The following is a 14,344-nucleotide window of genomic DNA, read 5'->3' on the forward strand; positions in this document are numbered from 1 at the left end:
TCCGCACCGGAGGCCATCACCATGTCCCCTCGCGCCCGGCGCACCGCCGTCGCCGTCACCGTCACCGCCGTCGCGGCAGGGCTGCTCGTCGGCCCGTCGTCCGCGTTCGCCTCATCGTCCGCCGACGCGGCCCGCATCCACGACATCCAGGGCCGCACCCGGATATCCCCGCTGGCCGGGAAGCAGGTGACCGACGTTCCCGGCACGGTCACGGCGGTGCGCGCCTTCGGCTCGTCGCGCGGCTTCTGGATCCAGGACCCCCGGCCGGACGCCGACCCGGCCACCAGCGAGGCCATCTTCGTCTTCACCGGCTCCACCACGCCGTCCGTCGCCGTCGGGGACGCGGTCCTGGTCAGCGGCACGGTGAGCGAGTACTACCCGGGCGGGGCGTCGGCCGGTCTGCAGTCGCTGACCGAGATCTCCAAGGCCACGTGGACGGTCCGGTCGCAGGGCAACGCGCTTCCCGCCGCCTTCCGGCTGAACCCCTCCACCGTCCCCGACCGGTACGCCCCCGTCGGCCCCCTGGAGGGCCCGGCGCTGCGGCCCCGCTCGTACGCCCTGGACCGGTACGAGTCCCTGGAGGGCATGCGGGTCTCGGTCGCCGACGCGCCCGTGGTCGGCGCGACCAACACGTACAAGGAGCTGTGGGTCACCGCCGAACCGCGCCACAAGCGCACCGCGCGCGGCGGCGCCCTCTACGACACGTACCGCGACCCGAACGCCGGGCGGCTGAAGGTCACCTCCCTGCTCCCCTACGCCGAACACCCCTTCCCGGTCGCCGACGTCGGCGACCGGCTCACCGGGACGACGGCCGGGCCGCTGGACTACGACAACTTCGGCGGCTACACGATCGCGGCCAGTGCGCTGGGGACGCTGGACGATCGCGGGCTGGAGCGGGAGAGCACCCGCAAGCAGAAGTCCGGCGAACTGTCGATCGCCACGTACAACGTCGAGAACCTGTCCCCCAAGACCGCCCAGTCGAAGTTCGACCGCCTCGCCTCCGGCCTGGTCGACAACCTCGCCTCGCCCGACATCGTCGCCCTGGAGGAGGTCCAGGACGACAACGGCGCCACCAATGACGGGGTCGTGAGCGCCGACGCCACGCTGAAGAAGCTGACGGACGCGATCGCGGCGGCCGGTGGCCCGGCGTACGAGTGGCGGCAGATCAACCCCGTGGACGACCAGGACGGCGGGGAGCCGGGCGGCAACATCCGCGTCGCCTTCCTCTACAACCCGAAGCGGGTCTCCTTCACCGACATCCCGGGCGGGGACTCGACGACGCCGGTCAAGGTCGTGAAGAAGGACGGCGGGGCCGGCCTGTCGGTCTCCCCGGGGCGCATCGAGCCGGGCAGTGCGGTGTGGAAGGCCAGCCGCAAGCCGCTGGTCGGGCAGTTCGCCTTCCGGGGCCGCCCGGTGTTCGTGGTCGCCAACCACTTCAACTCCAAGGGCGGCGACCAGGGCCTCGACGCCCGCGTCCAGCCGCCCGTCCGGTCCTCGGAGACCCAGCGCACGGGCCAGGCCACGGCGGTCAACACCTTCGTGAAGTCCCTGCTGGCCGCCGACCCCAAGGCGGCGGTGGTCGTCGCGGGCGACCTCAACGACTACCAGTTCTCCCCGGCGCTGTCCGACCTGACCGAGGGCGGCGTCCTGACGGACCTGGTGACGCGCCTGCCGCGCGATGAGCGGTACGGCTACGTCTACAACGGCAACTCGCAGGTGCTGGACCACATCCTGACCAGCCGGGCCCTGCGCGGCCCGGACTACGACATCGTCCACATCAACGCGGAGTTCGCCGACCAGTCCAGCGACCACGACCCCCAGGTGGTCCGCCTGCGCCCCTGACGGAAGGCCCCACCACGCCGTAGTGATGCTGCACGGTAGCGCCAAGAAAATTTAAGTGGACCTACGGTGTACTGCGGGACGACACTTCCGCCATGCCCAGATCCCACCTCGCCTGCGCCATGGTCACCCCCTTCACCCGGGACGGCGACCTCGACCTCCCCGGCACCCAGCGCCTCGCAGCCGCCCTCGTCGACGAGGGCGGCTGCGACGGGGTCGTGGTGGGCGGGACCACCGGGGAGTCGCCGACGACCACCGACGCCGAGAAGACGGCGGTCGTGCGGGCCGTGGCGGAGGCCGTCGGGGACCGGGCGCGGATCGTGGCGGGGGTGGGGAGCAACGACACCCGGCACACCGTCGCGCTCGCGCGGTCCGCCGAGGAGGCGGGCGCGCAGGGGCTGCTCGTGGTCACGCCGTACTACAGCCGCCCGCCCAGGGAAGCCGTCGAGGCGCACTTCCGCATGGTCGCCGACGCGGTCGGCATCCCGGTCACGCTGTACGACATCCCCTTCCGCACCGGCACCGCTCTGTCGTACGACACCCTGTGCCGACTCGCGGAGCACCCCCGCGTGACCGGGGTGAAGGACTGCGCGTACGACCTGATGAAGTCGGCGCGGACCATGGCCGCCACCGGGCTCGCCTACTATTCCGGCTGCGACGAGCTGAACCTGCCGCTCAGGGCGATCGGCGCGGTCGGATGCATCAGCACGGTCGCGAACGTGGCGCCGCGCGAGGTCCGGGGTGTGCTGGACGCGTACGACGCGGGCGACCCCGAGGAGGCTGCCCGCCGCCATCTCGCGCTGACCCCACTCATCGACGCGATGATGTCCCACCTCCCCGGCGCGGTCACCGCGAAGGCGCTCCTGACCGCCCTCGGTCACCCCGTCGGCGCGGTGCGCCCGCCCCTGCTCGGAGCGGACGCTACGGTGACGGCCGGACTGACCGACGTCTACGCGACGGCGACCTGACCGCCACGAAACCGACCCGGGCGCATCCCGGGGCTCCCGGAGGCGGGAGCCTTCCCCTGCCCCCGATCCGCCACGGCCCGCCCCGGGGCCCGGGGCTCCCGACTCCGTGCGGCAGCACGCGGACACCGGACCCACGCCCGGCCCGGGGGCCCGGGGGCGGAGCCCCCGGGTTCGGGGAGGGGCGGGGGGGCTTTCCCGCCCGCCGTCAGTTGTGGGTGTGCAGCGCCTCGTTGAGGCCGCCCCACGAGCCGGTGCGCGGCAGGACCTCGACCGCGCCGGTCGTGGAGTTGCGGCGGAAGAGGAGGTTCGTCGCGCCGGACAGCTCGAGCGCCTTGGCGATCTTGCCGTCCGGGAGGGTCACCCGGGTGCCCGCCGTCACGTACAGGCCCGCCTCGACGACGCAGTCGTCGCCGAGGGAGATGCCGAGGCCCGCCTCGGCACCCAGCAGGCAGCGCTCGCCGATGGTGATGGTCTGCTTGCCGCCACCGGACAGCGTGCCCATGATCGACGCGCCGCCGCCGATGTCGGAGCCGTCGCCGACGACGACGCCCGCGCTGATGCGGCCCTCGACCATGGACGTGCCCAGCGTGCCGGCGTTGAAGTTGACGAAGCCCTCGTGCATGACGGTCGTCCCGGCGGCGAGGTGCGCGCCGAGCCGTACGCGGTCGGCGTCACCGATGCGGACGCCGGCCGGAACGACGTAGTCCGTCATCCGCGGGAACTTGTCGACACTGGTCACCGCCAGGTGCAGACCCTCGGCGCGGGCGGCGAGCCGGGCGCGCTCGACCTGGTCGGCGGCGACGGGACCGAGCGAGGTCCAGGCGACGTTGGCGAGCAGGCCGAACTGGCCCTCCAGGTTCAGCCCGTGCGGCTTGACCAGCCGGTGGCTGAGCAGGTGCAGCCGCAGGTACACGTCATGCGCGTCGAGCGGCTTGTCGTCGATCGAGGCGATGACCGTGCGGACGGCGACGACCTCGACGCCACGGCGCGGGTCCGGGCCGAGCGCCTTGAGGGCGGTCTCGCCCAGGAGCTGCGCGGTGCGCTCGGCGTCGAGCCGCTCGGTCCCGGCCGGGCCGGGCGCGTCGGCCAGCTCGGGGGCCGGGAACCAGGTGTCCAGAACGGTGCCGTCCTCGGTGAGGGTGGCGAGCCCGGCGGCGACGGCGCCGGTGGTGCGGGTGGTGGTGGCTGCATCGGTCATGGTCAGCACGCTAACCGGAGCCGGGGCCCGGAGGCTAACCGGTCTCAGCGGACAGACGCCGGGCGGGGCGCCGGGCAGGCCCCGACCGGCGCGCCTCCCGGTCAGGGGCGCCGGTTCTTGGCAGCGACCAGGGCTTGGTCGAGCAGCGCATGGGCGCTGAGCACATCGCCCGCCTTCCAGCCGTCCCGGTCCCAGTCGTCCGGCGCGCCGTCATGGCCCGCGATGCTCCGCTCCCCGAGCGGAGCGAAGGTCTCCGGGTCGTAGAGCAGCTGGAACTCGGAGAATCCCCCCTTCCCCAGGGTGCCGTGCCCGATCGCGACGGCCGTCCGCCCGGCGGGCCACATAGCGGTGGATGTCGGGGGCGTACCGGTCGTAGAGCGCCGCGAAGGTCTCGGGCTGCTCCAGCGACCGGGCCACGACCGCCGCGTCGTCGTCCGGCGCGGTGGCGCTGGGCGGGGCGGGTCGCGGCGGTGGATCGGGGTCGGTCACAGGGGCTCCGTATCCGGTGCGTCGTGGTGCGGCGGTCGGTGTGTCGCCCTCTGTTCCCCGGTGGACGGATACGGGTTCACGCCCGGCCCGTGGCCAGGGGGTGTCTTTCGGATCAGGCCGGATCAGGGAGCGGGGTCAGGGGGCACCTCCCAGCGGTAGCTGGGGGCGCGTGCGATCGCAAGGCGGAGGAGGAGAGCGCAGCGGCGCTGCGCGCGACGCCGACAACGCGGCGAGCGTGCGTGCCAGGGCCCGCGAGCCCGGCATGATCCGGAAGACACCCCCTACGCCCCGGTCACCCGGGCGAACGCCGCGCGCGCCTCCTCCCGGTCGAACTCCCGCCCGGTCAGCAGGATCTGCAGCAGCATCCCGTCGAACAGGGCGTTCACGGCGCGCGCGACGCCCCGGTCGGCGGTGCGCCGCTCCAGCAGCTCCGTCATCCGGTCCAGGAACGCGGCGGCGATCGGCCGCACCGAGGCGCGGCGCAGGGCCGCGAGATACAGCTCGTACTCCAGCTCCAGCCGCTTGCGGTCGCCCGTCAGCAGCAGCTCCATCAGTCCCGCCATGCCGTCGGCGAGCGGCGTCTCGGGGGGCGCGTCGCGCTCCCAGCGCTCCATGTCGGCCAGCCACTCGGCGTTGACCTGGTCCAGCGCGGCGACCAGCAGGTCGTCCAGGGTCGCGAAGTGGTACGTGGTCGAGCCGAGCGGCACGTCCGCGGCGGCGGCCACGGACCGGTGGCTGAGCGCACCCATGCCCCGCTCCCCCACCACCGCGATCGCGGCGTCGATGATCCGCTGCCGCCGCTCGGGGTCGTAGCGGCGCCCCATCAGTGGGCCCCGCCGAGGTTCAGCACGATCACTCCGGCGATCACCAGGAGCACCCCGATCACCCTGGCGGCGGTCGCCGCCTCCCCGAGGAACACCATCCCGATCGCGGCGATGAGGGCGGTCCCGGCCCCGGCCCAGACGGCGTACGCGGTGCCGACGGGGATCGTCTTGAGTGTCTGGGCGAGCAGCACGAAGGCGATCCCGTAGCCCAGGGCGGTCGCCAGCGAGGGCCAGAGTTTGCTGAAGCCGTCGCTGTACTTCATCGAGGTGGTCGCCAGGACCTCGGCCAGGATCGCACCGGAGAGCGTCAGGTATCCCATGCGTACGAGCGTACACAACGATGCGTACGGCCGTACACAACAATGCTCCGGGTACGCGAAAGCGGCCCCCGGCGCACGATGCGCCGGGGGCCGCTTTCGCGTACCCAGGACCTTCAGACGTTGAAGCCGAGAGCCCGCAGCTGGTCACGGCCGTCGTCGGTGATCTTGTCCGGGCCCCACGGCGGCATCCAGACCCAGTTGATCCGGAGCTCGTTGACGATGCCGTCGGCCGCGGACTTCGCCTGGTCCTCGATGACGTCGGTCAGCGGACACGCCGCGGACGTGAGCGTCATGTCGATGGTGGCGATGTTGCTCTCGTCGACGTGAATGCCGTAGACGAGACCGAGGTTGACCACGTCGATGCCCAACTCGGGGTCGACCACGTCGTAGAGGGCCTCGCGGACCTCTTCCTCGCTCGCGGGCTTGGTGGTGGTTTCCACGGTGGAATCCAGGTTCTCAGTCATGCGGTCTTCCCTTCAGCGCCGTCGCCCAGGGCCTGAGCGGTGGCGTCCTTCCATGCCATCCAGCTCAGCAGCGCGCACTTGACCCGGGCCGGGTACTTGGAGACACCGGCGAACGCGACCGCGTCCTCCAGCACCTCTTCCATCGCGTCGTCCGGCTCCAGCTGGCCCTTGGACTGCATCAGCTCCAGGAACGTCGTCTGGATCCTGCGAGCCTCGCTCAGCTCCTTGCCCACCAGCAGGTCGTTGAGTACGGACGCGCTCGCCTGGCTGATGGAACAGCCCTGGCCCTCGTAGCTCACGTCCTCGATCGTCTCGCCGTCAAGCCGCACCCGGAGGGTGATCTCGTCACCGCAGGTGGGATTGACGTGGTGTACCTCGGCGTCGCCGTCCCTGAGCCCCCGCCCGTGGGGGTGCTTGTAGTGGTCCAGGATGACGTCCTGGTACATCGAATCCAGCTTCACGTGGCATCCCCTAGCCGAAGAAGTTCCGTACGTGCTCCAGCCCGTCGACCAAGGCATCCACCTCGGCCGGCGTGGAGTACAGATAGAACGACGCTCGCGTGGTCGCAGGAATTCCGTACCGCAGGCACACCGGACGGGCACAGTGATGACCCACCCGGACGGCGATGCCCTGCTCGTCGAGGACCTGACCCACATCGTGCGGGTGGATGTCGCCGAGCGTGAAGGAGATCGTGGCGCCGCGCTCCTCGGCCGTGGTGGGGCCGATGATGCGCAGGTCGGGCACCTCCAGGAGCCTGCCGACCGCGTAGTGGGTCAGCGCGTGCTCATGGCGGGCGATGTTGTCCATGCCGATCGAGGCCAGGTACTCCACGGCCGCGCCGAGGCCGACGGCCTGGGCGATCGGGGGCGTACCGGCCTCGAACTTGTGCGGCGCCGGGGCGTAGGTGGAGGAGCTCATCGAGACGGTCTCGATCATCTCGCCGCCGCCGAGGAACGGGGGCAGGTCCTCCAGCAGCTCCTGGCGGCCCCACAGCACACCGATGCCGGTCGGGCCGCACATCTTGTGGCCGGTGAAGGCCACGAAGTCGGCCTGGAGCGCCTGGACGTCCAGCAGCATGTGCGGGGCGGCCTGGGAGGCGTCGATGACGACGAGCGCGCCGACGTCCTGCGCGCGGCGGACGATCGCCTCAACCGGGTTGACCGTGCCCAGGATGTTGGAGACCAGCACGAAGGAGACGACCTTGGTCTTCTCCGTGATGACCTGCTCGATCTCGGACAGGTCGAGGCGGCCGTCCTCGGTGAGGCCGAACCACTTCAGCTTCGCGCCGGTGCGCTGCGAGAGCAGCTGCCACGGCACGATGTTGGAGTGGTGCTCCATCTCCGTGATGACGATCTCGGTGTCCTGGTCCACCCGGTAGGGCTCATCGGCCCAGCCGAGCATGTTGGCGACCAGGTTCAACGACTCCGACGCGTTCTTGGTGAAGATCACCTCGTCGCGGCTGGGAGCGTTGATGAAGGTGGCGACCGTGTCGCGGGCGCCCTCGTACAGCGCCGTGGCCTCCTCCGCGAGCACGTGGACGCCACGGTGCACATTGGCGTTGGAGCGCTCGTAATAGCTGTTCAGCGCGTCCAGGACCTGACGCGGCTTCTGCGAGGTCGCCGCGTTGTCCAGGTAGACGAGCTTCTTGCCGTCGTGGACCGTGCGGTCCAGGATCGGGAAGTCCTTGCGGATCGCCTCGGTGTCGAGGAGGCCCGGCAGCTGTGTCACTCGGAGACGCCTCCCTTCACGTACGCCTCGTAGCCCTCTTCCTCCAGCTTGTCCGCCAGCTCCGGGCCGCCGGACTCGGCGATCCGGCCCGCGGCGAACACGTGGACGTGGTCGGGCTTGATGTACCGCAGGATGCGGGTGTAGTGGGTGATGAGCAGGGTGCCGACCTGGCCGGACTCGCGGACGCGGTTGACGCCCTCGGAGACCACGCGCAGCGCGTCGACGTCGAGACCGGAGTCGGTCTCGTCGAGGATCGCGATGGCCGGCTTCAGCAGCTCCAGCTGAAGGATCTCGTGGCGCTTCTTCTCACCGCCGGAGAAGCCCTCGTTGACGTTCCGCTCGGCGAAGGACGGGTCGATCTGGAGACGCTGCATGGCCTCCTTGACCTCCTTCACCCACAGGCGCAGCTTCGGCGCCTCGCCGCGGATCGCGGTCGCGGAGGTGCGCAGGAAGTTGGAGACGGAGACGCCGGGCACCTCGACCGGGTACTGCATGGCGAGGAAGACACCGGCGCGGGCCCGCTCGTCGACGGACATCTCCAGCACGTTCTCGCCGTCGAGGGTGACGGTGCCGCCGGTGATCGTGTACTTCGGGTGACCGGCGAGCGAGTACGCCAGGGTGGACTTGCCGGAGCCGTTGGGGCCCATGATGGCGTGCGTCTCGCCCTGCTTCACGGTCAGGTCGACGCCGCGCAGGATCTCGCGCGGGCCGCCCTCGGCCTCGACGGAGACGTGCAGGTCGTGGATCTCAAGCGTTGCCATGGGTGCCTCAGGACTCCTGGGTGACGGAGACGAGCACGTCGTCCCCTTCGATCTTTACGGGGTATACGGGGACGGGGCGCGTCGCGGGGAGGCCGGACGGCTTGCCGGTGCGCAGGTCGAAGCTGGAGCCGTGCAGCCAGCACTCGATCTGGCAGTCCTCCACCTCGCCCTCGGAGAGCGAGACGTTCGCGTGCGAGCAGATGTCGTTGACCGCGAACACCTCGCCCTCGGTGCGCACCAGCGCGACCGGCACACCGTCGAGCTCGACGCGCTTGGGAGCGTCCTCTTCGAGTTCGGTCAGCGCGCACGCGCGGACATAGGTCGCGGTCATCCTACGGACGCCTCCAGCTCGGCCTCGATCTTGGCGATCAGACGCTCCTCCAGCTCGGGCAGCCCGATCTGCTGGACCAGCTCGGCGAAGAAGCCGCGGACGACGAGGCGGCGGGCCTCCTCGGCCGGGATGCCCCGGGCCATCAGGTAGAACAGCTGCTCGTCCTCGAAGCGGCCGGTCGCGCTCGCGTGACCGGCGCCGACGATCTCGCCGGTCTCGATCTCCAGGTTCGGCACCGAGTCGACGCGGGCGCCGTCGGTGAGGACCAGGTTCCGGTTCAGCTCGTAGGTGTCCGTGCCCTCGGCCGCGGCGCGGATCAGCACATCGCCGATCCAGACCGCGTGCGCGTCCTTGCCCTGCAGCGCGCCCTTGTAGGCCACGTTGCTGCGGCAGTGCGGGGTGTCGTGGTCGATGAAGAGCCGGTGCTCCTGGTGCTGGCCGTTGTCGGTGAAGTACAGGCCGTACAGCTCGGCCTCACCGCCCGGCGCGCCGTAGACGACGCGCGGGTGCAGCCGGACCAGGTCGCCGCCGAAGGTGACGACCACGGACTTGAAGGTGGCGTCCCGGCCGACCAGCGCGGTGTGCTGGCCGACGTGGACGGCCGTGTCGTCCCAGTCCTGGACGGAGACGACGGTGAGCTTGGCGCCGTCGCCGATCAGGTACTCGACGTTGGCGGCGACCGTGGCGTCGCCGGTGTGGTCGATGACGACGACGGCCTCGGCGAAGGCGCCTACCTCGATCACCTGGTGGCCGAAGGCGGTGCCGCCCTCGCCGTGCACGGCGATCCGCACCGGCTGGTCAAGCACCGTCTCCTTCGGCACGGAGACGACCGAGGCCTTCTCGAAGGAGCTGTACGCCTGGGCCGCCACCCGGTCCACCGGCTTGCCGGCCCTGCCCAGGCGCGCGTCGTCACGGCCCACGGTCTCGACGGTGACGCCCTCGGGGGCGGACACCTCGACCTTGACGCCGCCGTCGGCGACGGCGGTGCCGTCGTGGAGGCCGCGCAGCCGCTCCAGCGGCGTGAACCGCCAGTCCTCCTCGCGCCCGTGGGGCACGGGGAAGTCGGCCACGTCGTACGACGCGGGGGCACTGACCCGCGCGTCGATGGGCTGCTGCCCCACCTGGATGACGCCGTCCGTGGTGGATCCGGCCGGAATGGTTTCAGCCATGGCTGTCGTACTGCTCGCTTTCTGCCTTCTGGGGCTTACACGGGGGTGCCCCGACGGCGGGGCGGGAGGGACGGTTGGCGTCAGCCGACCGAACCCTCCATCTGCAGCTCGATCAGCCGGTTGAGCTCCAGCGCGTACTCCATGGGCAGCTCGCGCGCGATCGGCTCGACGAAGCCGCGCACGATCATCGCCATGGCCTCGTCCTCGGACAGACCGCGGCTCATGAGGTAGAAGAGCTGGTCATCGCTGACCTTCGAGACGGTCGCCTCGTGGCCCATGGACACGTCGTCCTCGCGGACGTCCACGTACGGGTAGGTGTCCGAGCGCGAGACGGTGTCGACCAGCAGGGCGTCGCACAGCACGTTGGACTTGGAGCCCTCGGCGCCCTCGCCGATCTCGATCAGACCGCGGTAGGAGGTGCGGCCACCGCCCCGGGCCACCGACTTGGAGACGATGTTCGAGGAGGTGCGGGGCGCCATGTGCACCATCTTGGCGCCGGCGTCCTGGTGCTGGCCCTCGCCCGCGAAGGCGATGGACAGCGTCTCACCCTTGGCGTGCTCGCCCATCAGGTAGACGGCCGGGTACTTCATGGTCACCTTGGAGCCGAGGTTGCCGTCGACCCACTCCATGGTCGCGCCCTCGTACGCCACGGCGCGCTTGGTGACCAGGTTGTACACGTTGTTCGACCAGTTCTGGATGGTCGTGTAACGGCAGCGGGCGCCCTTCTTGACGATGATCTCGACGACCGCGGAGTGCAGCGAGTCCGACTTGTAGATCGGCGCGGTGCAGCCCTCGACGTAGTGGACGTAGGCGTCCTCGTCGACGATGATCAGCGTCCGCTCGAACTGGCCCATGTTCTCGGTGTTGATCCGGAAGTACGCCTGGAGCGGGATGTCCACGTGGACGCCCTTGGGCACGTAGATGAACGAGCCGCCGGACCACACCGCCGTGTTCAGCGAGGCGAACTTGTTGTCGCCCGCCGGGATCACCGTGCCGAAGTACTCCTTGAACAGCTCCGGGTGCTCCCTGAGCGCGGTGTCGGTGTCCAGGAACAGGACGCCCTGCTCCTCCAGGTCCTCACGGATCTGGTGGTAGACCACCTCGGACTCGTACTGGGCCGCGACACCCGCGACGAGGCGCTGCTTCTCGGCCTCCGGGATGCCCAGCTTGTCGTACGTGTTCTTGATGTCCTCGGGCAGGTCCTCCCAGGAGGCGGCCTGCTTCTCGGTGGAGCGGACGAAGTACTTGATGTTGTCGAAGTCGATACCCGACAGGTCCGAGCCCCAGGTGGGCATGGGCTTCTTGCCGAAGAGCTTCAGCCCCTTGAGACGGAGCTTGAGCATCCACTCCGGCTCGGACTTCTTCGCCGAGATGTCGCGTACGACCTCCTCGGAGAGGCCGCGCTTGGCCGAGGCGCCGGCCACGTCGGAGTCGGCCCAGCCGTACTCGTAGTTGCCCAGACCCTCGAGCTCAGGGTGAGCGGTCTCCGTGGGGAGAGTCATTCGGGGTTCCTCCCGGCCGTGCTGGCAGATGCTGTGGTGGTCTTGGTGGTGCGGTGGTCGGTCTTCTCGACCGCGAAGTCGGTCTGTCCGGTCTTCGGAATGAACGTCGTGCACACCCCGTCGCCATGGGCGATGGTGGCCAGACGCTGGACATGGGTCCCGAGCAGCTGGGAGAAGACCTCGGTCTCCGCCTCACACAGCTGCGGATATCGCTCGGCTGCGTGGGCGACCGGGCAGTGGTGCTGGCAGAGCTGTTCGCCGACCGGCGCGCTGCGCGCCGTAGCAGCGTACCCGTCCGCGGACAGTGCGCCCGCCAGGGCTTCGGTACGCCGCCCGGGGGCGGCCGCCTCGACGGCGCCGCGGTACGCCTCGGCCTGGGCGGCGAGCCTGGCGCGGGCGAACGCCGCGACGGCGGCCCGGCCCGCCTCGCCGCCGCCCGCGCTCTGCTCGATCCAGCGCAGGGCGTCGACGGCGAGATCGTCATAGGCCTGGTCGAAGGCGTCACGGCCGCAGTCCGTCAGCGCGAACACCTTGGCCGGGCGGCCGCGCCGCCGCGCCCCGTACACCCTCTTCTCGCGGGGCTCGACGACGCCGTCGGCGACGAGGGTGTCGAGGTGGCGGCGCACGGCCGCCTGGGTCAGCTCCAGCCGCAGGGCCAGCTCGGCGGCCGTGGACGGTCCGTGGTCGAGGATGGAACGGGCGACCCGGTTCCGGGTGCCGTGCTGCTCCTCTGGAGCGGTCGCGGCAGGCACGCCGGATCGCGCGGCCGCCTCGGCCGCGCGTCCCTCGGGAGCCTCGCTCGCGTATTTCACAACGCCATTGTTGCGTAATTCCGCCGCAAGGTACAAGCGGGAGCGGAGGCGGCTTCCGGTGGGGTGTATCACTTAGGTGTGCCTAAGTGTGACCTGCGACGATGCCGCTTCCGTGCTCGTCGGAGGGGGTCTCGCGAAGCCTGCGCGGGGATTGCGTTCCGGCCCTGCCGCCCACGGCGCGCCCCGCCGTTCGTAGACTGCCGGACATGCGAGAAGAGCCCGCGGTCGACGTCGTCGGCCTGGTCAAACGGTACGGCTCGAAGACCGCCGTCGACGGGCTCGACCTGTCCGTCGGCCGCGGCACCGTGAGCGCCGTCCTCGGCCCCAACGGCGCAGGCAAGACCACCACCGTCGAGACCTGCGAGGGATATCGCCGCCCCGACGCCGGGACCGTGCGCATATTCGGCCTCGACCCGGTCGCCGACGCGGCGGCGCTGCGGCCGCGGGTGGGCGTCATGCTCCAGTCCGGAGGGGTTTATTCCGGGGCGCGCGCGGAAGAGATGCTGCGCCACACCGCCTCCCTCCACGCCCATCCCCTGGACGTGCCCGCCCTCATCGACCGGCTGGGCCTCGGCTCCTGCGGCCGTACGACCTACCGGCGGCTCTCCGGCGGCCAGCAGCAGCGGCTCGCGCTCGCCATGGCCGTCGTCGGCCGCCCCGAACTGGTCTTCCTCGACGAGCCCACCGCCGGGCTCGACCCGCAGGCCCGCCGCGCCACCTGGGACCTGGTCCGCGATCTGCGCCGCGACGGCGTGACGGTCGTGCTGACCACGCACTACATGGACGAGGCCGAACAGCTCGCCGACCGCGTCGCGATCATCGACGGCGGCAAGGTCATCGCCCAGGGCACCCCCGAGGAGCTGTGCCGCGGCGGCGCCGAGAACACCCTGCGCTTCAGCGGCCGCCCCGCGCTCGACCTGGCCTCGCTGCTCAAGGCGCTGCCCGCCGACAGCACCGCCGCCGAGCTGACCCCCGGCGGCTACCGGGTCACCGGCAAGGTCAACCCGCAGATGCTGGCCACCGTCACCTCCTGGTGCGCGCAGAACGGCGTGATGCCGGACCGCATCTCGGTCGAGCGGCACACCCTGGAGGACGTCTTCCTGGAGCTGACCGGCAAGGAGCTGCGCGCGTGACCGCCACAGGCACTTATCTCCCCCGGCCGGGCGCGGCCCCGCTGCTCCGGATGATCCGCGCGCAGGCCGCGCTGGAGACCCGGATGCTGCTGCGCAACGGCGAACAGCTGCTGCTGACCGTCGTCATCCCCTCCCTCGTCCTGGTGCTCTTCAGCAGTGTCGATATCGTTGACACGGGCGCCACCGGCGCCGCCGGGAACACCGTCGACTTCCTCGCGCCGGGCGTGCTGGCGCTCGCCGTCCTGTCCACGGCCTTCACCGGGCAGGCCATCGCGACCGGCTTCGAGCGGCGCTACGGCGTCCTCAAGCGGCTCGCCGTCTCCCCGCTGCCCCGGTGGGCGCTGATGACCGCCAAGACGTGCGCGGTGCTGGTCACCGAGGTCCTGCAGATCGTGCTGCTGACCGCGATCGCCTTCGCGCTGGACTGGTCGCCGCACGGCGACCCGCTCGCCGTGGTGCTGCTGCTGGTCCTCGGCACCGCCGCGTTCTCCGGGCTCGGGCTGCTGATGGCGGGCACCCTCAAGGCCGAGGCGACCCTCGCCGCGGCCAACCTGGTCTTCCTGCTGCTGCTCGTGGGCGGCGGGGTGATCGTCTCCCTGGACAAGTTCCCGGGCGGGGCCCGCGCCGTCCTGGAGCTGCTGCCGATCTCGGCGCTCTCCGGCGGACTGCGGGACGTCCTCCAGGACGGGGCCGGAGTGCCCTGGCGGGACCTCGGCATCCTGGCCGTGTGGGCCGTGCTGGGGCTCGGGGCGGCGGCGCGGTTCTTCCGCTGGGAGTGAGGGCGGGGAGTGAGGGCGGGGGCTGGG

Annotated in this window: 16 protein-coding genes and 1 pseudogene; 4 read left to right on the forward strand and 13 right to left on the reverse strand. The window is 71.1% G+C overall.

Annotated features, from left to right (window positions below; all coding sequences use genetic code 11):
* Positions 1-21 precede the first annotated feature (21 nt).
* Entirely contained in the window at positions 22-1,842 is a 1,821-nt protein-coding gene (locus ABZ562_RS24230; protein ID WP_361483345.1) for an endonuclease/exonuclease/phosphatase family protein, read from the forward strand.
* 92 nt (positions 1,843-1,934) lie between these two features.
* Entirely contained in the window at positions 1,935-2,807 is an 873-nt protein-coding gene (gene dapA, locus ABZ562_RS24235; protein ID WP_361483346.1) for a 4-hydroxy-tetrahydrodipicolinate synthase, read from the forward strand.
* 205 nt (positions 2,808-3,012) lie between these two features.
* Here dapA and dapD read toward each other — a convergent pair whose 3' ends face one another.
* The 13 genes and pseudogenes from dapD to ABZ562_RS24300 form a co-directional block, all read right to left on the reverse strand.
* A complete protein-coding gene (dapD, locus tag ABZ562_RS24240) occupies positions 3,013-4,005 on the reverse strand; it encodes a 2,3,4,5-tetrahydropyridine-2,6-dicarboxylate N-succinyltransferase (protein ID WP_055554429.1) in 993 nt (330 codons plus the stop codon).
* Between the two features lie 101 nt (positions 4,006-4,106).
* Positions 4,107-4,349, reverse strand: coding sequence for a hypothetical protein (locus ABZ562_RS24245; protein WP_361483446.1), 243 nt, complete (start codon positions 4,347-4,349; stop codon positions 4,107-4,109).
* Positions 4,336-4,494: pseudogene (locus ABZ562_RS24250) on the reverse strand (RNA polymerase subunit sigma-70); the annotation flags it as partial. The gene ABZ562_RS24245 and the pseudogene ABZ562_RS24250, both read right to left, overlap by 14 nt.
* Positions 4,495-4,775: 281 nt before the next feature.
* The gene (locus tag ABZ562_RS24255) at positions 4,776-5,318 is read right to left on the reverse strand and encodes a TetR family transcriptional regulator (RefSeq protein ID WP_361483348.1); all 543 of its coding nucleotides are present in this window, start codon (positions 5,316-5,318) and stop codon (positions 4,776-4,778) included.
* Entirely contained in the window at positions 5,318-5,638 is a 321-nt protein-coding gene (locus tag ABZ562_RS24260; RefSeq protein ID WP_361483350.1) for a multidrug efflux SMR transporter, read from the reverse strand. The genes ABZ562_RS24255 and ABZ562_RS24260 overlap by 1 nt, the downstream gene beginning before the upstream one ends.
* Positions 5,639-5,751: 113 nt before the next feature.
* On the reverse strand, positions 5,752-6,102 hold the full coding sequence (locus ABZ562_RS24265; RefSeq protein WP_055554236.1) for a metal-sulfur cluster assembly factor: 351 nt from the start codon (positions 6,100-6,102) through the stop codon (positions 5,752-5,754).
* A complete protein-coding gene (gene sufU, locus ABZ562_RS24270) occupies positions 6,099-6,563 on the reverse strand; it encodes a Fe-S cluster assembly sulfur transfer protein SufU (protein ID WP_009718822.1) in 465 nt (154 codons plus the stop codon). Before sufU ends, ABZ562_RS24265 begins: the two co-directional genes overlap by 4 nt.
* 10 nt (positions 6,564-6,573) lie before the next feature.
* Positions 6,574-7,830: a cysteine desulfurase gene (locus tag ABZ562_RS24275; RefSeq protein ID WP_361483353.1), complete on the reverse strand. Its 1,257-nt coding sequence runs from the start codon at positions 7,828-7,830 to the stop codon at positions 6,574-6,576.
* Positions 7,827-8,591 carry a Fe-S cluster assembly ATPase SufC gene (sufC, locus tag ABZ562_RS24280; protein ID WP_361483356.1) on the reverse strand — a complete coding sequence of 255 codons (765 nt, stop codon included), beginning with the start codon at positions 8,589-8,591 and terminating at the stop codon, positions 7,827-7,829. The genes ABZ562_RS24275 and sufC overlap by 4 nt, the downstream gene beginning before the upstream one ends.
* 7 nt (positions 8,592-8,598) lie before the next feature.
* Positions 8,599-8,922 carry a bifunctional 3-phenylpropionate/cinnamic acid dioxygenase ferredoxin subunit gene (locus ABZ562_RS24285; RefSeq protein ID WP_361483359.1) on the reverse strand — a complete coding sequence of 108 codons (324 nt, stop codon included), beginning with the start codon at positions 8,920-8,922 and terminating at the stop codon, positions 8,599-8,601.
* Positions 8,919-10,091, reverse strand: coding sequence for a Fe-S cluster assembly protein SufD (gene sufD, locus ABZ562_RS24290; protein WP_361483362.1), 1,173 nt, complete (start codon positions 10,089-10,091; stop codon positions 8,919-8,921). Before sufD ends, ABZ562_RS24285 begins: the two co-directional genes overlap by 4 nt.
* An 80-nt stretch (positions 10,092-10,171) precedes the next feature.
* Entirely contained in the window at positions 10,172-11,593 is a 1,422-nt protein-coding gene (gene sufB, locus ABZ562_RS24295) for a Fe-S cluster assembly protein SufB (protein WP_055554246.1), read from the reverse strand.
* Positions 11,590-12,405: a helix-turn-helix domain-containing protein gene (locus tag ABZ562_RS24300; protein ID WP_361483365.1), complete on the reverse strand. Its 816-nt coding sequence runs from the start codon at positions 12,403-12,405 to the stop codon at positions 11,590-11,592. The genes sufB and ABZ562_RS24300 overlap by 4 nt, the downstream gene beginning before the upstream one ends.
* A gap of 206 nt (positions 12,406-12,611) precedes the next feature.
* On the opposite strand from ABZ562_RS24300, the gene ABZ562_RS24305 reads away from it, so the two are divergent.
* Together ABZ562_RS24305 and ABZ562_RS24310 are read left to right on the forward strand one after the other, a co-directional pair.
* The gene (locus tag ABZ562_RS24305) at positions 12,612-13,538 is read left to right on the forward strand and encodes an ABC transporter ATP-binding protein (RefSeq protein ID WP_361483368.1); all 927 of its coding nucleotides are present in this window, start codon (positions 12,612-12,614) and stop codon (positions 13,536-13,538) included.
* Positions 13,535-14,317, forward strand: coding sequence for an ABC transporter permease (locus ABZ562_RS24310; protein WP_361483370.1), 783 nt, complete (start codon positions 13,535-13,537; stop codon positions 14,315-14,317). The genes ABZ562_RS24305 and ABZ562_RS24310 overlap by 4 nt, the downstream gene beginning before the upstream one ends.
* The last annotated feature ends 27 nt before the right edge of the window (positions 14,318-14,344 follow it).

The organism is Streptomyces sp. NPDC019937 (assembly GCF_040631655.1).
Classification (GTDB): domain Bacteria; phylum Actinomycetota; class Actinomycetes; order Streptomycetales; family Streptomycetaceae; genus Streptomyces.